The 20530-nt window shown below is 70.2% G+C and carries 16 protein-coding genes and 5 pseudogenes; 8 read left to right on the plus strand and 13 right to left on the minus strand.

From position 1 onward, the window contains the following. Window positions 1-258 precede the first annotated feature (258 nt). Window positions 259-438 (minus strand): hypothetical protein, encoded by a 180-nt coding sequence (locus ACFU5K_RS27365; RefSeq protein WP_384066319.1) that lies wholly within the window; start codon window positions 436-438, stop codon window positions 259-261. A gap of 30 nt (window positions 439-468) precedes the next feature. On the opposite strand from ACFU5K_RS27365, the gene ACFU5K_RS27370 reads away from it, so the two are divergent. Further along, window positions 469-687 (plus strand): hypothetical protein, encoded by a 219-nt coding sequence (locus tag ACFU5K_RS27370; protein WP_384066321.1) that lies wholly within the window; start codon window positions 469-471, stop codon window positions 685-687. A 126-nt stretch (window positions 688-813) separates the two neighbouring features. Here the strand turns inward: ACFU5K_RS27370 and ACFU5K_RS27375 are convergent. The 3 genes and pseudogenes from ACFU5K_RS27375 to ACFU5K_RS27385 form a co-directional block, all read right to left on the minus strand. Further along, window positions 814-1232, minus strand: a pseudogene (locus ACFU5K_RS27375) (DUF5707 domain-containing protein). 244 nt (window positions 1233-1476) lie between these two features. Continuing rightward, on the minus strand, window positions 1477-2805 hold the full coding sequence (locus tag ACFU5K_RS27380) for an enolase C-terminal domain-like protein (protein ID WP_384066323.1): 1329 nt from the start codon (window positions 2803-2805) through the stop codon (window positions 1477-1479). Then, window positions 2802-3050 (minus strand): annotated as a pseudogene (locus ACFU5K_RS27385) (hypothetical protein); the annotation flags it as partial. The pseudogene ACFU5K_RS27385 and the gene ACFU5K_RS27380, both read right to left, overlap by 4 nt. 291 nt (window positions 3051-3341) lie before the next feature. Here ACFU5K_RS27385 and ACFU5K_RS27390 point away from each other — a divergent pair. The 3 genes and pseudogenes from ACFU5K_RS27390 to ACFU5K_RS27400 form a co-directional block, all read left to right on the plus strand. Next, window positions 3342-3428 (plus strand): annotated as a pseudogene (locus ACFU5K_RS27390) (IclR family transcriptional regulator); the annotation flags it as partial. A 175-nt stretch (window positions 3429-3603) separates the two neighbouring features. Beyond that, window positions 3604-4542: a MerR family transcriptional regulator gene (locus tag ACFU5K_RS27395; RefSeq protein ID WP_384066325.1), complete on the plus strand. Its 939-nt coding sequence runs from the start codon at window positions 3604-3606 to the stop codon at window positions 4540-4542. Window positions 4543-4616: 74 nt separating this feature from the next. Beyond that, window positions 4617-5183: a GNAT family N-acetyltransferase gene (locus ACFU5K_RS27400; RefSeq protein ID WP_384066327.1), complete on the plus strand. Its 567-nt coding sequence runs from the start codon at window positions 4617-4619 to the stop codon at window positions 5181-5183. Window positions 5184-5450: 267 nt separating this feature from the next. Here ACFU5K_RS27400 and ACFU5K_RS27405 read toward each other — a convergent pair whose 3' ends face one another. The 5 genes from ACFU5K_RS27405 to ACFU5K_RS27425 all read right to left on the minus strand — a co-directional run bounded on the left by ACFU5K_RS27405 (window position 5451) and on the right by ACFU5K_RS27425 (window position 12999). Next, complete coding sequence (locus tag ACFU5K_RS27405) at window positions 5451-6674, minus strand: cysteine desulfurase-like protein (protein WP_384066329.1); 1224 nt, start codon at window positions 6672-6674, stop codon at window positions 5451-5453. A gap of 292 nt (window positions 6675-6966) precedes the next feature. Further along, entirely contained in the window at window positions 6967-7593 is a 627-nt protein-coding gene (locus ACFU5K_RS27410; protein WP_384066331.1) for a bifunctional 4-hydroxy-2-oxoglutarate aldolase/2-dehydro-3-deoxy-phosphogluconate aldolase, read from the minus strand. Further along, the gene (locus tag ACFU5K_RS27415; RefSeq protein ID WP_384066333.1) at window positions 7590-8537 is read right to left on the minus strand and encodes a sugar kinase; all 948 of its coding nucleotides are present in this window, start codon (window positions 8535-8537) and stop codon (window positions 7590-7592) included. Before ACFU5K_RS27415 ends, ACFU5K_RS27410 begins: the two co-directional genes overlap by 4 nt. 680 nt (window positions 8538-9217) lie before the next feature. Then, entirely contained in the window at window positions 9218-11494 is a 2277-nt protein-coding gene (locus tag ACFU5K_RS27420) for a hypothetical protein (RefSeq protein WP_384066335.1), read from the minus strand. Then, window positions 11491-12999 carry a hypothetical protein gene (locus tag ACFU5K_RS27425; protein WP_384066337.1) on the minus strand — a complete coding sequence of 503 codons (1509 nt, stop codon included), beginning with the start codon at window positions 12997-12999 and terminating at the stop codon, window positions 11491-11493. Before ACFU5K_RS27425 ends, ACFU5K_RS27420 begins: the two co-directional genes overlap by 4 nt. 89 nt (window positions 13000-13088) lie before the next feature. Between ACFU5K_RS27425 and ACFU5K_RS27430 the strand changes: the two are divergent. Further along, window positions 13089-13955, plus strand: a pseudogene (locus ACFU5K_RS27430) (zinc-binding dehydrogenase); the annotation flags it as partial. Window positions 13956-14098: 143 nt separating this feature from the next. Here the strand turns inward: ACFU5K_RS27430 and ACFU5K_RS27435 are convergent. The 4 genes and pseudogenes from ACFU5K_RS27435 to ACFU5K_RS27450 all read right to left on the minus strand — a co-directional run. Further along, window positions 14099-14503 carry a CBS domain-containing protein gene (locus ACFU5K_RS27435; protein WP_384066339.1) on the minus strand — a complete coding sequence of 135 codons (405 nt, stop codon included), beginning with the start codon at window positions 14501-14503 and terminating at the stop codon, window positions 14099-14101. Between the two features lie 46 nt (window positions 14504-14549). Next, a complete protein-coding gene (locus tag ACFU5K_RS27440) occupies window positions 14550-16052 on the minus strand; it encodes a DEAD/DEAH box helicase (RefSeq protein WP_384066341.1) in 1503 nt (500 codons plus the stop codon). A gap of 277 nt (window positions 16053-16329) precedes the next feature. Then, complete coding sequence (locus ACFU5K_RS27445) at window positions 16330-16533, minus strand: cold-shock protein (protein ID WP_076967088.1); 204 nt, start codon at window positions 16531-16533, stop codon at window positions 16330-16332. Window positions 16534-17164: 631 nt separating this feature from the next. Next, a pseudogene (locus ACFU5K_RS27450) lies at window positions 17165-17407 on the minus strand (MerR family transcriptional regulator); the annotation flags it as partial. Between the two features lie 1124 nt (window positions 17408-18531). On the opposite strand from ACFU5K_RS27450, the gene ACFU5K_RS27455 reads away from it, so the two are divergent. The 3 genes from ACFU5K_RS27455 to ACFU5K_RS27465 all read left to right on the plus strand — a co-directional run bounded on the left by ACFU5K_RS27455 (window position 18532) and on the right by ACFU5K_RS27465 (window position 20222). Beyond that, complete coding sequence (locus ACFU5K_RS27455; protein WP_384066344.1) at window positions 18532-19092, plus strand: hypothetical protein; 561 nt, start codon at window positions 18532-18534, stop codon at window positions 19090-19092. A gap of 504 nt (window positions 19093-19596) precedes the next feature. Further along, the gene (locus ACFU5K_RS27460; RefSeq protein WP_384066346.1) at window positions 19597-19884 is read left to right on the plus strand and encodes a hypothetical protein; all 288 of its coding nucleotides are present in this window, start codon (window positions 19597-19599) and stop codon (window positions 19882-19884) included. A 179-nt stretch (window positions 19885-20063) separates the two neighbouring features. Beyond that, window positions 20064-20222, plus strand: a complete 159-nt coding sequence (locus ACFU5K_RS27465; RefSeq protein WP_384066348.1) for a hypothetical protein — start codon at window positions 20064-20066, stop codon at window positions 20220-20222. Window positions 20223-20530 lie beyond the last annotated feature (308 nt).

Here is a 20530-nt window from a genome sequence, read left to right on the forward strand (position 1 = left end):
GCGGATACCCCCTGCCCGAACAGCCAGATCATCTCGCCGACCGCCAAGACAACCCCGAAACGATCACTCCGGAATCAAGCCGGTGGATCCAGGCTGAGCGAACCGAGGGACACGACACCGACGGGACAGCGGCGCCGGGCGACCGTGGCCGTCAGGCCTTGCGGGCGGGCGCCCCGGGGGCCGTGGCCCGCAGCAGGCCGAGCATGCTGTCGAGCGCTGCCTCCAGATGCGTGACCCGGCCGGTGGACATCAGGATGGTCACTCCCCCTGCACGGCGGCGAGCAGGGCTGCCGCCGTGCGGTTGGCGTCCAGCCGCCCGTCCATCGCACCGCTGTCCTGCATGCGCCGGACACCCCGGCGAAGGGCGGCCTGCCACTGGTCGATCAGCCGGCCGGTCAGGATTTGGGCGGCGGGAGTCGCGCGGCCCGGTGCGGTCATCAGCACGCCCAGGGGACAGGTGACGCTCTGGTGCTCGTAGCGGCGGAGGACGGCGTCCCCTGTCCGGGTCGCGCACCCCTCAGCCTTCTGACCGGTGTCGCGGTGGCGGGGGTGGACTTCCGGGCACTGACGGCCGCGACCTCACGGCTCAGGGTCCCGCCGACGAGTGCACGGGTCGGCCGCGAGAGCGCCTGCGACGTGACCGAGCCACCCGTCCTGGCCGTCCGCGAGCGGCTGCCGCAACGGTAGCGGGCGGAATTCGCAGGCGAACGTGAGACCGGCGTCCGCACCCCCGCCTCGCACCCGGCTGCCATGCGTCGGCGGTGTCAGCGGGCGCCCGGAGCAGGAAGTAGGTGGTCCGGCGCGGTTGACGCGTCAGCGGGTGTGTCCTGTCCTCCGCGTCGTGTCGCCGTCCGCGGCGGTGGCCAGGGCGGCCACGTGCCACAGACCCCGCGGGGACCCGTCGACATCTAGGTGCACCGCTCGGTGTCCCCACCCGATGGCTTGCAGACGGCCGACTCCGCGGCGGCCATGTCCTTGGCGGTCAGCTCCTTCTTCGCGAAGGACGAGTTCGCCGGCCAGGCCAGCACCTTCACGCTCTTGACATCTGAGGAAGCAGTGACGTCAGTGGTGAAGGTGAGCGAGCCGTCGCGGTCACCGTCGGGAGCGGTGTAATGGGCCGTGCTGTTCGCCAGCGCCGGAGCCTGCTCCCCGGCGTAGGCGAGGGCGAAGGCACCGGCACCCCCGAGGACGACGACACCGGCAGCCACGGACAGAACGATACGACGCGACATTGGAGATTCCCCTGACAGGCTCAGCTGGATCACACCGGCGCACTCGACGGCGCCGTGCACCCATACTGGCCGTGCGGCGGGCGCCGGGTATGAGCGCGCGTACTCAACTCCAGCCTGAGTAAAGGCCCTTCAGTCTTTGCGGATGCGGGAGAGAGGTCGGGCCTTCCTGCCGCACCCCGTGCGGTGGACCATGCCGGAGCCGATGCCCACGGTCGCTGTCGCCAGCGCCCGCCTCCCTCGTTTCCTAGCGCACCAGGCACGGGCGCTTGGCGTCGAAGGTCCAGCCCGGCACGAGGTAGCGCATGGCCCGGGCGTCGTCCCGTGCGCCCAGCGCCTGCGAGCGGTACAGCTCATGGGCCGCGAGCAGGCGGTCCATGTCGAGCTCGACCCCCAGGCCAGGGGCCTCCGGTACGGCGATCTCGCCGTCGGCGATGCGGGGCGGCGTGACGGTGAGCCGCTCCAGACCCTCCTGCCAGATCCAGTGCGTGTCCACGGCGTTGTACTCCCCGGGGGCCGCCGCACCGCAGTGCGTGATCATGGCGAGCGAGATGTCGAAGTGGTTGTTGGAGTGGCAACCCCAGGTCAGCCCCATCGCGTTGCACAGCTGCGCCACCCGCACCGAACCCTGCATGGTCCAGAAGTGCGGGTCGGCCAGCGGGATGGACACCGACTGGAGCACGAGGGCGTGGGTCAGCTGACGCCAGTCGGTGGCGATCATGTTGGTTGCCGTCGGGAGGCCCGTGGCGCGGCGGAACTCGGCGAGGACCTCGCGCCCCGAGTAGCCGTCCTCGGCCCCGCACGGATCTTCGGCGTAGGCGAGGGTGCCCACGAGCGGTGAGCACAGCTCGACCGCTTCCCGCAGGGACCACGCGCCGTTCGGGTCCAGGGTGATCCGCGCTGCGGGGAAGCGCTCCTTGAGCGCCCGTACGGCCTCGACCTCCTCGGCACCCGCCAGGACGCCGCCCTTGAGTTTGAAGTCCTGGAAGCCGTAGAGGTCGTGGGCGGCCTCGGCCTGGCGGACGATCGCCTCCGGGGTGAGTGCTTCCTCGTGCCGGACGCGGTACCACTCGGTGTCCGACCCGGGCTCCCTGGCGTACTCCAGGTCGGTGCGGTCGGGGTCGCCGACGTAGAAGAGGTAGCCCAGCACCCGTACCGAGTCGCGCTGCTTGCCGTCGCCGAGCAGTGCGGCGACCGGGACGTCGAGATGCTGTCCGAGCAGGTCGAGCAGGGCGGACTCGACGGCGGTGACGGCGTGCACGGTGGTCCGCAGGTCGTAGGTCTGTGCTCCCCGTCCGCCCGGGTCACGGTCGGCGAACCGGCTCCCGATCTCGCGGAGGACGCGCTTGTAGTCGCCCACCTTCGCGCCGACGACCAGCGATTCGGCATCCCGCAGCGTCTGGGTGATCTTCTCCCCGCCGGGTACCTCCCCCAGTCCCGTACGGCCGTCGGTATCGGTGAGGACGACGATGTTGCGCGTGAAGTAGGGGCCGTGGGCGCCCGAGAGGTTCAGCTCCATGCTGTCGCGGCCCGCGACGGGGTAGACGGCGAAGCGGGTGACGGTCGGCTGGCTCATGGTTGTCGTGTTCCTTGGGTGCGTGGGCGGCACGGTCGGGTGCTTCGGAGTCCGAGGATGTCGAGGGTTCGCTCTCGGCCATGACACCGCCCAGGCCGATGACGCGAGCACGGTCGGGTAGCTCGTACGGACCTCGATCGCTGCCCGACCGGGCGATCCGAGTACGGCTTGAAGGGCCAGAATCCCGGATCGTTCATGTGGGAGAAGGCGATCGGCCCGCACGAGACGGCGAGAACCGTCATCTCGGCCAGGGGTTCGGTGAGAGGGACGGAGAGCGCTCCGCCTGCCATGACCTTGCGCCGCCACTGGGGGACGCCCTCGGCCTGCGTACTGGCCCACTCCACACATTTCATCCCCATATGCAGATGCCGTACATGTATGCGAACTGAGGCTAGGCCGGTGAACAAGGCGGGGTCAATGGGTGCGACAGCCCCGATCCACGATGTGGCCATGCCGGAGAACAGCGGAGTCCGCGGTGCGAAGGCGGCGTCCCGGACCGTCGCGCTGCTGGAACTGCTCGCCGCCCGAGGCGACCACTGGCCCGGCTCGACGGCCCGCACGTCGTGTACCTCGCGACGCGCGAGTCCCACGAGTACGTACGCACCATCAGCCGTGTCGGCAAGCACCCTCTTCCTGGCACCTTCGCGTGCGAACGGGCTCTGAGAGTCGATCCGCTTCTTGAATGGCCTTCGTCCGGCCTTTTCTGATCTTGCTCGGGCAAGGGCCGTTTGTGAGAATCTGACCGTCGCGCGCTCACGAGCTTGAGTCTCCAGCGGGGGGAGACCGGAGGGTGGGGACATGAACGGCCACACGCTCTACTCGATCGGCGAGCTGGCCCGGCGGACGGGTACCACGGTCAAGACCATCCGGTTCTACTCCGACTGCGGACTCATACCGCCTGCTGACCGCAGCCCGGCGGGCTATCGCCTTTACGACACCGGTGCCGTCGCACGCCTCGATTTTGTGCGAACCCTGCGCGACCTGGGAGTGGACCTTGCGGCCATCCGGAAGGTCATGGACCGGGAACTCGCGCTGCCGGAGGTTGCCGCGGCACAGGCCGACGCGTTGGACGTGCAGATCCGAATCCTGCGGCTGCGGCGTGCAGTGCTGACCGCCGTGGCGAAGCGCGAGGCCACCCCTGAGGAGACACATCTGATGCACAAACTGGCCAAGCTCTCCGAAGTCGAACGCCAACAGCTGGTTGGCGATTTCCTCGACGCCGCGTTCGGTGGTGTGGGTACCGGCTCCATGTTTACGGGAATCATGCGCTCGATGACTCCGGAACTGCCGGACAACCCCGATACGGAGCAGGTCCAGGCGTGGGTGGAACTGGCCGAACTGTCCCAGGACCAGGACTTTCGCGCCCTCATGCGGCAGATGGCCCAGGAGCAGACGGCCGGGTACGTCCAGGGTGGCCCACCCATGCCGCACAGCAACGTGGCTGCGATCGTCCGTGACCAGATCGCCCCGGCCGTGGCAGCGCGCATCGAACCAGCCTCACTTCAGGCCGATGCGATTGTCGCGGTCCTCATGACCCGCTGCGCACATCTTCTCGACTGCCGCGACGATGCTGAGTCCCGGTGGCAGCTCATGGCCCGGCTGGAACGCGTGAACGATCCTCGCAGAGAGCGGTACTTCTCGCTGCTCGCGGTGATCAATGGTTGGCCGGGTCCGGAGAGCCTGCGGCCGGTGCTCGACTGGTCCGTCCACGCCCTGCAGGCCCGGATGCGGGGATGATGGGGCGGCCGCGGGGCGGCATGGACCAGCTGTCGCCGATCTCAGATCAAAGCCCTGCTGCATATGATCCGGCAATGAACGCTCCCGTCATACTCAAGGCTGCCGCGACGCCGACCGCTCCCGCTCTCGTTCTTCGCCCCTGGTGCGCGGAAGACGTTGCCGCGCTGGTTGAGGTATACCGGGACCCCGAGCTGCGGCGTTGGACGAACTCTCGTATGGAGAGCGAGGACGATGGACTGAGATGGGTGCGGGCTCAGGAGCAGGGTTGGGCGGCAGGCGACCGGTTCGCCTTCGCAGTCCATGAAACAGCCCTTGACGCGGCGCCGCCGCGGTTGGTGGGCAACGTGGTAATCAAGGAAGTCGCATCCGGCAAGCCTTCCGCCGAGGTCGGTTACTGGACCGCAGCACGGGCTCGCGGGCAAGGCGTGGCCCCACGAGCCCTGAATACTCTCACCGCCTGGTCCTTCGATGCTTTCCAAGCAGATGGTCTGGAGCGCCTCGAACTCCTCCATCAGGTCGACAACCTGGCATCCTGCCGCGTCGCCGAGAAGAACGCCTACCAATTCGACAGGATCCTGCCGTCGGCTCCTCCCTCGTACCCTCTCGATGGTCATCTGCACATACGGCGCGCAGCTGCCTGACCTCGTCCGTCGACACCTGCCAACGCCCTCTTCTCTACCTGGCAAGGGGCGCGCGCACCCGGATCGCCCGCCGGACCCGCGGCCCGTTCCTCGCCGACCGCAAGGCCCCGGCCGGGACGCCGACCCTCGATGTGTGCCGGGAGACCGGCAGTGCCCGGCTCTCCTACCGGCGGGCTTAGGAGATCTTCGAGAGAACACCCGGCTGCTGGGCCGTGCGGCGCGCACGGTGCGTCCGTGCGCGCGACGGCGCCGACGCCTCGCGAGGGATCAGGAGTGGGGCACGTCGAGGGCGTTCAGCAGCCGGTCGACGTCCTCGTCGCTGGTATAGGGCGCGAGGCCGACCCGCACGCCGCCGCCCTCACCGAGACCTAGACGCCGGGACGTCTCCACTGCGTAGAACGAGCCGGCAGGCGCCTCCACATCCCGCTCGGCAAGCTGCCAGGACACCTCCGCCGGGGTCTTCCCGTCGACCGTGAACAACGTGGTCGGGGTGCGCCGCGCGGCTCGCGAGTACACCGTGACACCGCCCAGCTCCGCCAGGCCGCCCTCGATGCGCTCACGCAACCGGTCCTCGTGCGAGGCGAGCGCCGTGAACGCGCGGCGCAGGTCCTCGCGTCGGCTGCCACCGCCGGAGGCCAGGCCCGCGAGGAAGTCAACGGCGGCGGTGGCGCCGGCCAGCAGTTCGTAGGGCAGCGTGCCCAGCTCGAAGCGCTCGGGTACGGCGTCGCTGGAAGGCACCAGCTTGTCCGGACGCAGACTCTCCAGCAGCTCCGGCCGCCCCGTCAGCACGCCGAGGTGCGGTCCGAGGAACTTGTACGGCGAGCAGACCAGGGTGTCCGCTCCGAGTGCGTCCAGGTCGACAGACACGTGCGAGGCGTAGTGCACGGCGTCGACATGGAACAGCGCACCCGTCCGGTGCACCAGTTCCGCCAGGGCCGGGATGTCGGGGCATGTACCGATGAGGTTGGAGGCGGCGGTGACGGCGACGAGCCGGGTACGCCCCGACAGCACCGCTTCGACGTGTCCCGCCTCCAGCTCCCCGGAGGCCGGGTCGAAGTCGGCCCACCGGACCGTCGCCCCCGCGGATTCGGCGGCCTGTACCCAGGGCCGCACGTTCGAGTCGTGGTCGAGGCGGGACACGACCACCTCGTCGCCCGGCCCCCAGCCCTTGGCCAGGGTGCGCGACAGGTCGTACACGAGCTGCGTGGCACTGCGCCCGAACACCACCGCGCCCGCCTCCACGCCGAGCAGGTCGGCCAGCGCCCGCCGGGCGCCGATGACGGTCGCCTCGGCGTTTCGCCCACCCTCCGTCAGGCCTCCGCGGTTGGCGAGAGGACGGGACAGGGTCTCGGAGATCGCGTCGATCACCTGCTGGGGCGTCTGGGTGCCGCCCGGGGCGTCGAAGCGCGCCGTGCCCGCCTTCAACGCGGGGAAACAGGCGCGGATCGCGGGTACGTCGAGGGCGTCGCAGGTGGTGATGTCGCTGGTCAAGAAAACTCCAGGGGAAGGTGAAAGCTGGTGCGGCGGGAACGGTACGGGGTAGGCATACCCGCTCGCGCAACCGGGGCGCCGACCGGCCGGGCCGGCTCCTCGGACACCGAACCCCCTGCGGGCTCCAGGGTTCATGATCGCAGCGGCGCGCCTGGTCCCGCGGCACAACGGGGCGGGGCCGCCGTGTCCGGCTGCCCCGGCGGTCCGTCCAGCGGACGATCGCCACACCCCTCGGCCTGACCGGCGACCCGGAACGCCGGCCCGAGGCCGCGGGTGCCGGCCCCGAGCGGGCTCACGTACGGCTGCCGACAGCGGGGAGCAGCCCCTCCTCCACCAGCCTCGTGAGCTGTGCCGGGTCGCCGAACGCCGAACCGATCGCGACAGCGCGGCAGCCCGCGTCGAGGAAGTCCTGTGCGTTCGTCGCCCCCATCCCGCCTGTCGCGACGAGACGCGCCTGCGGGAAGGGGGCGAGCTGCGCACGCACCCACTCCGCACCGAGCACCGAGGCCGGGAACGCCTTGAGCCACGTGAGCCCCGCCTTCAGCGCGGTGTCGATGTCGGTCGACGTCGCGACGCCCGGCAGGTGCGGAACCCCGATCTCCTGGGAAAGCCGGACGATACCGAGGTCGAGGCCCGGGGCGACCGTGAACTGCGCCCCGAGCTCCACGGCCCGGCCCAGCTGCTCGGGGAAGCGCACCGTCCCCGCGCCCACCGTCCGGCCACGCTCACGGCCCGCCGCGACCGCTGCGGCGAGTGCATCGAACGCATGCTCCGTCTGCACCGGTACCTCGACGGCGCTCACGCCCGCGTCCCAGGCCGCGTGGCACAGCCCGACCGTCTCGCGCGGGGACGACCCACGGAAGATTCCCATGACCCGGACGTCGGCGAAGAGCTCGTCGAAGGGTTCCGTCGGGTTCATGCCCGCTCCTCGTCGTGGCGCAGATACCTGTCTATGTCGCCCCGTTGGGGGAGGACGGGGCAGTCGCCGACGATCTGCACGGCCCGCGAGGCCACCAGGTGGCCGAGCCGCAGCGAACGCTCGGGGCCGAGGCCGCGCAGCCAGCCGCTCAGCCACCCCGCGGCGAAGGCGTCACCCGCACCGACGGTCTCGACGACCGGAACGCTCAGGGCGTCCGCCCACGCCCTCCCGCCCTGGCCGTGGACGCTCGCACCGGTCGCGCCGTCCTTCACGACGAGGACCGTGGGCTCAGGCAGCAACTCCCGGACCTCCTCCGCCCTGTCGGTGCCCCACAGGGCGGCAGCCTCGTCGCGGCCGACGAAGACGATGTCGGCCCGCCGCGCGATCGCGGCGAGCTCTCCCGCCGCCTCGGCGACGGACCAGAGCCCGGGGCGGTAGTTCACGTCGAAGCTGACGGCCGCGGGCCCGAGTACCCGGTCGCCGACAACGGCGTGGGTGAGCCGCAGGCAGGACTCGCTGAGGGCGGGCATTGTCCCGCTGAGGTGCACCAAGCGGGCCCCGTGCGCCGCCGACGGGTCGATACTCGTCACGTCCAGACGCGAGGCGGCCGACCCCCGGCGGTAGTAGTGGACCCGTGTCGAGCGCCCGTGCGGGTCCTTGGCGTAGATACCTGTCGGCGCACCCTCGTCCGTGACGACGTACGAGGTGTCGACACCGGCCCCGTCGAGTTCGTCGAGAACGATGCGGCCGAAGGGGTCGGCGCCCAGGGCACTCACCCACCGTGAGCGATGGCCCAGCCGCGCGAGGGACACCGCCACGTTCGACTCCGCGCCTCCGACGCGCAGCACGAAACGCGAGTCGGCTGTGATGGGGTTCGCGTCCTCTGGGACGAGCATGGCCATGCTTTCGCCGATGCAGACGGCATCGGCCGGAATCTCAGTCACGCGTGACGCCTTTCCAGAAGTTCCCGTCGCACTCCACACGGTTCAACCACTTCGCGCTGCGGAGCCTCGGCACACCTCGTACGGCCGTGCCGCCGGCCTCCGGTCGGGGACACTACGCCTCGCGGCCCACCCAACCGAACAGCGGGACAGCCGTACAAGGCGCCATCGAGCTGTCGTCTTCCGGCCGGGGAATCGGGACGGCGAGTATGTGTGGAAGGCATATCGGTCTTCTTGCGATGGCGAGAATTCGGAGCAACGGGACGGAGGGCAGTCCTGCCGCCCGCCGAAGAGCCCTGATGTGACGTGCGGGACCGACATGACTGAAGCGCGTCGGTGTCCGTGGGGTGGCAGCAGCAGCTCAGGGGCCCTCCGGAGGGACGCTTTTCATGAGCGAGGACATAGGGGCACACGGAGTCCGGTTCCGGATTCTGGGCTCGTTCGAATGCTGGGACGGACAGGAACGAGTCCGGGTGGGTGGCCCCGTACACGAAAGAGTGCTGGTCACCTTGCTCCTGGAGCCGCAGCGCGTGCTTCCCGTCTTCCGGCTGGTGGAAGCCGTCTGGGACGAGAGCGCCCGCCACCGCCGCCCAGCAGGTGCGCCTTGTCCTTGGGGCCCGGGTCCTCCAGTGGCAGTTTGGCGGAGTTGGTGCCCGTGGCGGGGTTGTAGTGCACGAACAGCGTCATCTGGTCGAGGGGGCTGAAGTGCTCCAGCGCTGCCGCAGGCCAAGGCCGGATCGGAGGGTGTCGGCCAGCTCTGCGGCGGACGCCGGCACCGGCCCGTTGCCGGTTCCCGCGTCGAGCAGGTGCCCGGCGACCTGGCGCACCGAGCGGCGGAACCCGTCATCGGCGTACCGGGAGTCGGCGAGCACCGCGTGCGGCTCCGCCGGAAGCACCAGGAGGACGGCGGCGGCCCAGGCACGGGTGAGGTCCGTGCCGTCCGCGCCCTCGGGTGCCGCACCGGCGAATTCGGCGTACGCCTGCGACCACAGGCGCCGCGACGTGTTCGCGGCGACCATGTCCAGGGTGTCCGTCCAGGTGCCGGTGCCCGCCATCCGCACCCGGACCTGGTCCAGCGGTGACAGCGCGCCCGAGGGCAGCCGGCCGTCGCCGCGCAGCACCATCTCGGTCCGCTGTCCGTGGGTGGGGGTGACGCCCGCGGCGTCCAGCTCCGCCATGCCGACGGTCTCGCCCGCGGTGGGCACGGGAGGTGTGAGCGGCAGGTCGGCCTCGGTCACCTGCCCCGCGATCCACCGGCGGCGGGCGGCGTCCCTCGGTACGACGGGAGCCGCTTCGTCCGCGCCGGGGCGGTCGCCCCGGCCGGTCGCGGCCGTTGCCCTCCCCCGCGCCTCGTCGAGCGCGACACCGAGGGTCAACAGCCGGGCCTCGGCGTCCTCCAGCAACCGGCGCGCCTCGTCGGTCCCGGCCCAGGCGCCGGGCGTCCCGCCACCGCTGTTGCGCTCACTCGCGGCGGCTTCGGCTGCGGCCTCACCGAGCGCGGTGAGCGCCCGTGCGTGGGCCCTCCAGGCGACGGCGAGGTCCGCAGCCGCGGTGTCCGGGCCCGTCGCGGGTATGTCCGGCGTGGTCGGCATCTGCGGCAGCGGGCGGTCCGGTCCGGCGGCGACGGGCCTGACGTTGCCAGGACGGTGCGGACGTACGAAGCTGCCGTCTTCACCGGCCTCACGCGCACCGGTGCGCGTTGCGTCCGGTGGGTTGAGTTCGTCGAGCAGGGCCTGGGCGTGCTCGTCCGGGAAGAGCCCGTCCCGGGCGACGTTCTCCCGCAGCTCCTGCTCGTCGAGCGGATAGATGTCCCAGTAGCGGTCCCAGTTGTCCGTGTAGTCCAGGGCCGGGTCGTGCCCGGGTACGTCGTTCAGGGCCAGCTGCGCGCCACGCATCACCTCGTGGACGGTGTGGTGGCCCACGGTCAGCGAGATCGCCATCATCCCGGCCCGGATCAGACCGAGGTCCAGGTCGAGGCCCCAGTGCTCCCGCATCCGGGCGGCGTGCAGCATGAAGCGGTACGTCGAGCCGGCGGTGCCCGTGGCCACCAGACCGCCCGAGTCCTCGGAACTCCCCTGGAATTCGGCGCTCATGGGGATGTCGTACACCGACGTGGCGGGCATCCAGGTCAGTCCGGCGTCGTTGACCGCGAACCGGCGCTCCGCCTCGCTCAGTGGCGGACGTACGGCGTCCGGACGTGCCCGGGTCACCACCGAAGCCTGCAGGTCCTCGACCGCGGCCTCCTTCTCCGCGGTGGTCAGGTCGTCCGACGCCTGGATCTCCATGGCGCGCCGCATGAAGTCGGCGTAAGCCTCCCGCTGCCGCCGGCTCGGCCGCTCCGCGGCGATCTCCGGATGCTGTTCCTCGGCGCCGCCGAGCATCTCCGGCACGAGGTCGCTGGAGATGCCCTCGTACAGGAACGCCACGAGTTCACGCAGGTTCCCGCTGCGCACCACCCGCTGGAGCGCCTCGCGGGACCTGCCGACGACACCGGCCTTGAACTTGCTGGTGTCGCCGAAGGTCGCCAGAGCACTCGGGTGCCGCTGGCGGGTCGCCGCCCACGCGGCACTCGCCATCTTGCGGAACTCGGCGGTGACCGCCTCGTTCTCGGCCAGGTACTCGCCCAGCCTCTTGTCGAAGGCGACCGACTCCTCGGCGTAGCGAATGCGTGCCAGGACCCACGGAGGCGCGTCGCTGTTCCTCCGCTCGGGGCTCGGCTGCGCGGATCGGCCCGGCGGACGGGGCCTCTCGCGTTCGGAAGCGGACCCGGAGGTCGCGGGCCGGATCACCGCCGGCCCGGTCGTCGTCCCGGGTCCGGACGTTCCGGGTCCGGACGCCGCCGACTCGGCGGTCGTGGACTCGACGGTGGGTTCCCCGGACGGGGTGTGCGCGCCGGACGGCGTGCTGCTGCCCGACGGCGCCGGCGGGACCAGGCGGTGGTCGTCGACCTCGATCGTCACCACGCGCCCCCGGCCGGGTCGGTGGCGCTGCGCACCCGCTTCGCGGACTTGGTGAGGCCGAAGTCGCGCACGCCGACGCGCGGCCCAGCCGTACCGGTCTGGAAGGTGGTCAGGACCTGGGCGAGCCGGGCCCCGAGTGCCTTGGCGACGGCGTCTGCCCGCGCCTGGCCGCTCGCCTGCGAGCGGTTGCCGTGCCCGGTGACGTTGATGGAGGGCATCGGCAGCCCGTGGGCACGGTTCCACAGACCCGCGCGCGCCAGCGCGAGTGCCAGGCCGTCGAGCGTGTCGTCCGCGTCGGCGGGGGCGTCGTGCTCCTTCTCCTCGAAGCGGATCGTGTGCTGGTGGCGGCGTGGCGTGTGGCCATGCAGCACCACTGTCGTCAACGGGTTGGCGACAGCCGGCGAACGCTCGGACAGCAGAGCCGCGTTGACCTCGTGCGCCGACTCACCCGGCCGCTTGCTGTAGGCCCGGAAGAACCACAGGTCCTTGCTCTCCATCACCGGCGCGGCGGCCCGGATCAGCTCCCTGGCCCGGGAGCGCGCCTCGGCCACCTCACGCAGCGCCAGGGCGTGCTCGGGGCGGTCCTCGTCGAAGTACCAGGGCAGTTGCTGCGCCTGATGGACGTCTGCCAGGGACCTGGCCGCCTTCGCGAAGCCCTCCAGCCGCGCGGTTTCCGCCTCGTCGGCACCGTCGCGCCGGGCCGTGTCGAGGCGCTCCTCGGCTGCGGCGGCCAGCGCGGTGAGTTCGTCCTCGCCGTAGCGGTCGAGGTTCTCGTCGATGACGTCGTCGAGGACCTCGGTCGCGATCTCGCTCCGGGAGTGGGTCTCGTTCTCCAGGGTGATCTGGTGGGTGCCGTCCTCGCCGGCCAGCACGACCTGCGCGAAGTGGTACGGGGCGTGCGGGCCCACCGGGTCGCCGGGTCTGGCGTGGTTGTGCGTGAACAGCTGCGCGCCGCCGTCGTTCGTGGTGCTGATCGACTGGATGAGGTAGCCCTCGCCGACTCCCGCCCACGCGTACTCGTTGACCCCGATGCGCCGTGCGGCGATGGCCAGCCTGGGCCTGAGCGGGTTGTCCTTCGGTTCGTAGCTCAGGGCACGGCCGTACGGCTCGCCCGGGGTGGGGGCGCCCACCACACCGCCGGTGAAGCGCTGGTCCTGCGCCGTACGGCGCGCTGCCCAGCGTGGGGTGACGCCGGTGGCGTCGCCCGTGCCCCGGGCGACGTCCGCCAGTGCGTGGGCCAGGTGGTGGGTTCCGGTGACCTCCCGGCCGTGCATCCCGTTCACCGGTGCCGTGGCGACGACGCCGCCGGGGCCGCGGAACGCGATGTGCGACAGGGGCGCGGTCGCCGAACCGGCCGCCATCCGGGCGAAGTCCCGGGTGAAGGCGTGCTCAGGACCGCCGGACGACGTCAGGAACTCGGGCTCCACCCGGAAGAGGGGCTCGCCGTACGAACCGTCCTCCTTCGGCAGCAGCACCCCCACCGATTCGTCGGCCTTCAGCCGCACCCCGGCCCCGGCCGCGGCCAGCTGTGCGGACGAGCGTTCGATCGCCGCGCGGGTGGCGTACGCCTGCTGGCCGCGTCCGGTGAAGCCCTCCTCGTCGGCGAGCGTCGCCAGCGTCCGGTCCTCGGAGACGAGCGGTGCGCACCGTGCGGCCAGGGGACCTGGTAGTGGCTCCGTTCGTCTACTCCGACAACACCTGCGCGTACTGCCGCGAGGGCCTGCAGACCTCGTGCGTGCACGGCGGAACCTGGGGTGTGAACGGCGTGGACGGCGGCCAGGGCCAGGCCGCCAGAATCCCGTACGCCGACGGCACGCTGGTCAGGCTGCCGGTCGGGGAGGACTCCGAGCTGCTGCCGGACCTCCTGACCCTGTCCGACGTGCTGAGCACCGGCTACCACGCGGCCCGCACCGCCGGTGTCGAGTCCGGCGACACTGTCACCGTCGTCGGGGACGGCGCGGTCGGCCTGTCCGCCGTGATCTCGGCCAGGCTGCTGGGCGCCGAGCGGATCATCCTCATGGGCCGCCACACCGTACGCACCGACCTAGGACGCGACTTCGGCGCCACGAACGTGGTCGCCGAGCGAGGCAGGGAGGGAGTCGCCCGTGTGCGTGACCTGACCGACGGAGAGGGCACACACAAGGTCCTCGAATGCGTGGGGCCGAGGGACGCGATCGTCCAGAGCTTCGGGGTGGTCCGCGCCGGCGGCACGATCAGCCGGGTCGGCGCCCCGCAGTTCACCGACGTTCCCTTCGGCTTTCCCGACTTCCTGCGAAACATCACCCTCACCGGCGGCGTGGCCCCGGCCCGCGCCTACATCGAGGAACTGATGCCGCACATCCTCGACGGCTCGATCCGGCCCGGCCGGGTGTTCGACCGCACGATCGGACTGGAGGACATCGCGGAGGGTTACCGCGCGATGAACGACCGCGAGGCGCTGAAGGTACTGGTCCGGCCCTGACGCACGGCACGCCCGTGCGCCGCGGTGGCAGCGGCACGGGCGGAGGTCCTTGAGGGAGACACGCCGGATTCGCGATGACGCGGCGCGTGATGCCTCACAGGGATGAACGAAGAAGGGAGTTGCCTCGGCCTGGTGGAGACCGCTCAGCGGGCAAGTGCGAGGACGCCCAGACCGCTGCCGTGCTCGTCGACCACAGGCAGGGCATCGACATGGCTGTAGCGCATCATGTGCGCGGCCTCGGCCATGGTTGCCACGGGCGAGGTGAACGGTCCGCAGTCGCCCAGGACGTCCCGCAACTGGACCCTGTCGGAGTGCGCGGAGCGGTCATGGGCTGCTGTGAGCTGGTCCTGGGTGACCAGGCCGATGCACAGGCCGCTGTCGTCGCAGACGAGCAGGTGCCGAGTACGGGCACTGGCCATGACGGACAGGGCCACCTCGACGGTCATGTCGTCGCAGACCTGCGGCCCGGCGGTGTCCATCGCGTCGGCCACCGTCCTGCCGACGGCGGTGGCAGCGGCGGAGCGGGACTGCATCTGAACCAGCGTCAAAAGGTGCCTCCTGCAGAGATGGGTGAGCTTCCGGATCACGGAGTTCTCAGGCCGCCGCATCGAAGGAGGACTGGTGCGCGGTCACACGACGGGCTGCCGAGGCGGGGCTGCGACGACCGCGCGAGGGCGCGCTGCGCCGGCGTCGCTCGACCACCGGCGCGGTGATCGTCACCGGAATACCGGAGGGCGTCCGGGCACCGGTGATCCGGCCGAGTGCCTCCTCGCCGGAGCGGACCTGGGTGGTCTGGGGCACGATACCGGCGGCGGTCATGAGGCGGGTCATGTCCCGGCGCTGGCTGGGGGTGACCAGGGTGACGACGCTGCCGGACTCCCCCGCTCGTGCGGTTCGGCCGCCGCGGTGGAGGTAGTCCTTGTGGTCGGTCGGCGGGTCGACGTTGACGACGAGGTCGAGGTTGTCGACGTGGATACCGCGGGCGGCGACGTTCGTGGCCACGAGCACGGTGACGTGCCCGGTCTTGAACTGGGTCAGGGTCCGGGTGCGCTGCGACTGCGCCTTACCGCCGTGCAGGGCGGCGGCCCGCACCCCGCTGGCCAGCAGGTGGTCGGTGAGCTTGTCCACAGCCCGCTTGGTGTCCAGGAACATGATCACCCTGCCCTCGCGCGCCGCGATCTCGGTCGTCGCCCGGTGCTTGTCGGTACCGTGAACGTGCAGAACGTGGTGCTCCATCGTCGTGACCGCACCCGCGGACGGGTCGACGGAGTGGACGACCGGGTCGCTGAGGTAGCGGCGGACCAGGCGGTCGACGTTGCGGTCGAGCGTGGCGGAGAACAGCATCCGCTGACCCCCGGGGCGGACCTGGTCCAAGAGCGCGGTGACCTGGGGCATGAAGCCCATGTCGGCCATCTGGTCGGCTTCGTCCAGGACGGTGATCGCGACCTGGTCGAGCCGGCAGTCACCGCGATCGATGAGGTCCTTGAGCCGGCCCGGCGTCGCCACGACAACCTCGGCGCCACCTCGCAGCGCGTTGGCCTGCCTCCCGATCGGCATTCCGCCGACGACGGTGGCCAGGCGCAGCCTCACCGAGCGGGCGTAGGGCGCCAGCGCATCGGTCACCTGCTGGGCCAGCTCGCGCGTCGGCACGAGGACCAAGGCCAGTGGCTGGCGGGGCTCGGCACGCTGACCGGCGGTGCGGGCCAGCAGAGCCAGGCCGAAAGCGAGGGTCTTGCCGGAGCCGGTGCGTCCGCGTCCCAGGGCGTCGCGGCCCGCGAGTGTGTTGGGCAGGGTCGCACCCTGGATCGGGAACGGGACGCTCACGCCCTGCGCGGTCAGCGCGGCCATCAGCTGCCCCGGCATGTCGAGGTCGGCGAACGCTTCGACCGCGGGCAGCGCGGGAGTGACCGTGACCGGCAGGGCGAACTCGCCCTGTACGAGGGCAGGCCGCCGCCTCTGGCCGCCCGAGCGGCCCGGACCGCCGGAACGCGCCGGGGCAGCGGAACGGGCCGGGGCGGCCGAGTCGAAGCGGCTGCCCCGACCGGAGTCGGCGGCGCGGTTGCGGGAAGAGCGATTGTTCGTGCGTGTGGGGTTCATTCAGAACCTTCCTTGATACGGCACGTATCAAGGAATTCCCGCAGCAGAAAAACAGCGCGGGGAATCACAAGAACGGGCCGAGCAGAATGCGGAATGGGTGACGTCGCGCGGACGAAGAATTCCGTACGCCGACGAGGCGGGGGATCACAGGAGCGGGCGGCGATATTTCCCCGCCGGCGGAGGTTCTGCCGCAGTCGGCACCACTCCGGAAGAATGCCCGTAGCTGGGGCCCGCACCCCGAAGGATGCGGGCCCCAGCTACGAAGTACGGATCAGTGTCAGGCGGGAACGATGTTCTCGGCCGTCGGGCCCTTCTGACCCGGTGCGATGTCGAAGGTGACCTTCTGGCCTTCGAGCAGCTCGCGGAAACCCTGGGCGGCGATGTTCGAGAAGTGGGCGAACACGTCAGCGCCGCCACCGTCCTGCTCGATGAAGCCGAAACCCTTGGCCGCGTTGAACCACTTCACGGTACCTGACGCCATGTCACATCTCCTTTGGGGGCAGTACGCCGGACCCGTAAGGCACGGATGCCGGGACGCTGCGATGATGCCCCGCCCGGAGGAAAAACCGGAAATACAATGAAGCTTCCCCTGGCCGAATGCCGAAAATGCCTACGGGGAGACTTGAAGTTTTGGGAACCACAACTGCAACTGCGATCGACAGTAGCACGCCGCAATGGCCCGTGTAAGGCGAATAATTCCATCGCCTTCGCTGCGGTATAAACACTCCCAGCACGGCGCGTTGAACCCTGACCCCGCGGCCATAGATATTGATCCACCCGGAGCACAGCGTTGCAGGAAGAGCGATCACTCTTCACGGCTCGAGGACAGCGGCCGCTCGGCCGGACGTGAACCCAGCAACCCATGCACCGGCCGCCACGCGTACGCGTCCGGTTCACTGCCCTCGGCGCTACAGCCTTGGCGCTTCACCGCATTGACATCGGGCCACAGATCACGCAGCCGGGCGTGGGCAGGCTGTCGAAGCACGAGAGCCGGCATGGACACGAGGTACCTGCATACTCCGTCAGTGCGGGACATGGCAGTCGAGCGTGCTCCCGGCATGTGGGCGCACACCGACCGGTATGGGCCACTTCAGCCGACAGGTGGCGAAACCGGCAGGCTTGGCAGTGCGGTGGTGTTCGGCGTTGATGCGCTGGGCCTCTTCGAGCTGGTCCTCGAGGATGACGATGCGGCACGCGGTCTCGATCGGGGTCCCGTTGTCGACGAGTGCACGGGCACGGGCAGCGATGCGGAGCTGGTAGCGGGAGTAGCGGCGGTGACCGCCCTCGGAGCGCAGCGGCGTGACGAGGCGGGCCTCACCGATGGCCCGGAGGAAGCCCTGGGTGGTGTTGAGCATCGCGTCGGAGGGGCCCTGGTGCCATTGACACCAGGGCCCCGAAGGAACTGCTACACCATCAGCCGGCCTTGATCGGCTTCGCCGGCTCTCTGTTTCCGCATACCCGCCGGGAAGAGATCCGGGGGTTGCGGGGATCGCGGTTGCTTGACCGGAGACCACCTCACTATCGATGTCCTGCGGTACCCGGGCCCTCATACTCCGCCCGGGCGATCCTGATGGCGCTCAACTCCTCCGTTCTTCCCTCTGGATCAACTACTACGTACCTCTGGTGGCCTCTCACAGCGCCACTCCGGCAGCCAGCCCCGTCGCCCGTCCTGCGTCCGCTCCGGCTTGGAACCCCACTGCCGAACCTCCCGGTGCGCGCGCCCGTAGCCGACGCCTTCACCGGGGTACTGCCAGCCACTACGTGAACTGCTGCGGTACTGCTTACGGCGGCCCCTGATCACTGCGGGCCACCCAGTCCGGGGTCAGCCCCGTCGCCGTCCTCAACAACCCTGGCTTCGGAACTCCACCACCGCACTGCCGTGCGAACTGCAACCAAACACTTCGGCCCGGCAGTTCATGTCTGCCAGACCCTGCCGTCCCTCTGAGCTACGAGAGAAACCATAACCACACCACCCCTCAATGTCTACCGCAGCCGACACAGATTTCCGTGTGTGGGGCAGTAAGACAGTCCACCTGGGCCACTGAAGGAGCGTGCGGGTCGTCTCAGCTGGGGGCCACCGGGCCTCCTGGCCGAGTCGGCGCCGGCCGGACAGGCTCAGCAGACGGGCCGCCGTGCAGCATGCGTGTCGCCGGACGGGCCACGAGCCTCGGGCAGCCGACAGTCGCGCCAGGGCCGTCGGCACGCGGGTCCTGGTCGCCTCGGAACTCGTCACCAAGACCCGCACCACGGCGGTGACCCACCAGCTCGGCCGACGACTTCGGCGACGCGCGCCGCTCGCTCCACCAAAGCGGCAGCCGGGTGAGCGCCCTCACCTGCACCGCCCTGGGCGGCACGTGAACCACGGCCCCTGTTCATCCTGCCGTCGATCGAGTCCGCCGAAGCCGAGTAGATCGGCTGGCCATGGGAACGATCAGGGCTCCCGAACGGGCACATCCGCCCGCCTACGCAAGGATCGCCGATGCTTCCTGAGGTCCGCACCCACGTATCCAGCACCCTCGCACGCCAGTTGGAACACCAATTGGGCCTGACTCCGCATCTCGACGCCGGCAGCCTCGACATGGAGGGCGTCGTCGGCATCGCAGTCCTCGCAGCTGCCCACTCCGACGGCTATGCGGCCACCAGCCATCTCCTCGGCCTGCTGGCCGCACTACCTGCCCCCACCAAGGCAGGAGAGCGCTTCTGGTCGGACCTGTGGAGGTCCTCGGGCACCGCGTACCTGCTCCCCGTCAACATCAAGGCGCCCGTACTGCGTTCCCTGGCTGGAGGAGGAACCGACCTGGCCCGGCAGATCCTCTCGGCCGTGGACGAGATGACGCCGCCCCAGCGCATTGCGGCCGGGGAGGTAATCGGTCAAGCCCTCGCCGAGTCCGACCACCTCCCCGACCTCAAGACCCAGGTCATCGGAGAACTGTGGCTCCGAGATCTCGAGCTCACCGCCTGGCGCATCCTGCACGCAGACAGCAGGTCGGACGACCCCGCTGGGCGCAAAGCCTTCATCGACGTCTGGACCAGCGTCTGACGGCCCGGAGACCCCGGACCGGCAAGGCTGTGCGCCGGCGACCCGGCCCGTGGCGTCGTATCACCAGTTCGACGCAGTGCGGACCCCACGGCCGCCGAGCGCGGGACAAGCCTTGAAGCGACAGGGGCAGGAGCCCGGGGTCGCTCCAACCCCAGCACACCTACGGAGCGGGACGCGCAGCCAATACTGCGCGCCCCTTACCCCTGCACAACAGAGGCGTGCGCGCGTTGACGCCGAGGACCCCCCTGCCGTCGAGCGTCAGGAAACGGGGAGCCAGGCCGCCAGGCGCTTGGCAATGACCCGTGCATCGACGTGGTCCGGCCCGCTGACCGCGAAGGCCCACACGAACCGGGACATGACCAAGATCCACGCCCGCAACCGGGCCCAACGCGCTCTCTCTGCACAGGAGTCAGGCCTGGCCGCCCCGGCGGTACCTGAGGTCCGGACGGCCGGATTGAGGGAAAAGCGGGAGGGCCGGGAAGGGGAAACCCTACGATGATTCCCATGAGTGCACTGGTTTTCCTCCTGTCGCTCGGCACCGTATGTCGCGTCACGCGATTCCTCACGAAGGACGTCCTCGCCGCGGGATTCCGCTCCCGGATCGCCGGCCGTTTCGGCGACGATTCCCAGCCGGCTTACCTGGTCAGCTGTGGATGGTGCGTCAGCGTGTGGGTCGCAGGCGCCGTCACCCCGCTCGCCTACTGGGCCGGCGATGAGACCTGGTATCAGGTGGGCGCCACGGTGCTGACCCTTTCCTATCTGGCGGGTCTTGCCGGCAACTGGCTCGACTGATCCGAATGACGCGCCGATCATCGCCATCGTCGGTAATTTCATATGAATAGACGGTGACAAGTGTCGCTGCGACAACCCCCGGGAAAATGGAGGGTACGGGCCGAACTCCCCTTTCCCTCACGGCATTTCTCCGGCCCCTTTGACCGGCCGCCCAAGCGGCCGACGGCAGGAGGAAGATCATGGCACCATGCAACTGCGGACGCGCCGGCCGTTCCGTGACCGTCTACCGACTGGTCCTCCCCAACGGGGTCACGCGCGAGTACCCCACCCGGCGGGAGGCCGACGCCGCCAACAACAGGGCAGGTGGCCACGGGTCCATCACCGCGGTCCACCGGTAGAGCGCCACGAACGCGTAGGACCGGCACCGCGCCGCACGCCCCCACCTCAGCCCGTCGGCACGCCAGTTGTCTGGTGTACCGGCGGGCTGCTGCATGGGACGGCACACCGGACGCACCGGGCGGGCAAGCGGGAATACCGCACCCCGTCCGGCATTTGAGTCCAGGTCCAGATCCACTGTGAGCCTGCCGATATTTTCGGGGTGAACGAATGAAGGGTCTTCGAAGTTAGTGGGGGTGCGGCTCTCGTCGGCTCCGCCGTGTAGTCGCACAGCGTGACCGGAGTCGCTGGTTGGTGCGGTTGCGGAAGC

This window comes from Streptomyces sp. NPDC057428, assembly GCF_042803195.1.
In the GTDB taxonomy this organism is placed as follows: Bacteria; Actinomycetota; Actinomycetes; order Streptomycetales; family Streptomycetaceae; genus Streptomyces.

Coding starts and splice junctions, on each gene's coding strand:
- ACFU5K_RS27365 (WP_384066319.1), bottom strand. CDS start 438: ATGACCGCACCGGGCCGCGCGACTCCCGCCGCCCAAATCCTGACCGGC.
- ACFU5K_RS27380 (WP_384066323.1), bottom strand. CDS start 2,805: ATGAGCCAGCCGACCGTCACCCGCTTCGCCGTCTACCCCGTCGCGGGC.
- ACFU5K_RS27395 (WP_384066325.1), top strand. CDS start 3,604: ATGAACGGCCACACGCTCTACTCGATCGGCGAGCTGGCCCGGCGGACG.
- ACFU5K_RS27400 (WP_384066327.1), top strand. CDS start 4,617: ATGAACGCTCCCGTCATACTCAAGGCTGCCGCGACGCCGACCGCTCCC.
- ACFU5K_RS27410 (WP_384066331.1), bottom strand. CDS start 7,593: ATGAACCCGACGGAACCCTTCGACGAGCTCTTCGCCGACGTCCGGGTC.
- ACFU5K_RS27440 (WP_384066341.1), bottom strand. CDS start 16,052: ATGAACCCCACACGCACGAACAATCGCTCTTCCCGCAACCGCGCCGCC.
- ACFU5K_RS27445 (WP_076967088.1), bottom strand. CDS start 16,533: ATGGCGTCAGGTACCGTGAAGTGGTTCAACGCGGCCAAGGGTTTCGGC.
- ACFU5K_RS27455 (WP_384066344.1), top strand. CDS start 18,532: ATGCTTCCTGAGGTCCGCACCCACGTATCCAGCACCCTCGCACGCCAG.
- ACFU5K_RS27460 (WP_384066346.1), top strand. CDS start 19,597: ATGAGTGCACTGGTTTTCCTCCTGTCGCTCGGCACCGTATGTCGCGTC.
- ACFU5K_RS27465 (WP_384066348.1), top strand. CDS start 20,064: ATGGCACCATGCAACTGCGGACGCGCCGGCCGTTCCGTGACCGTCTAC.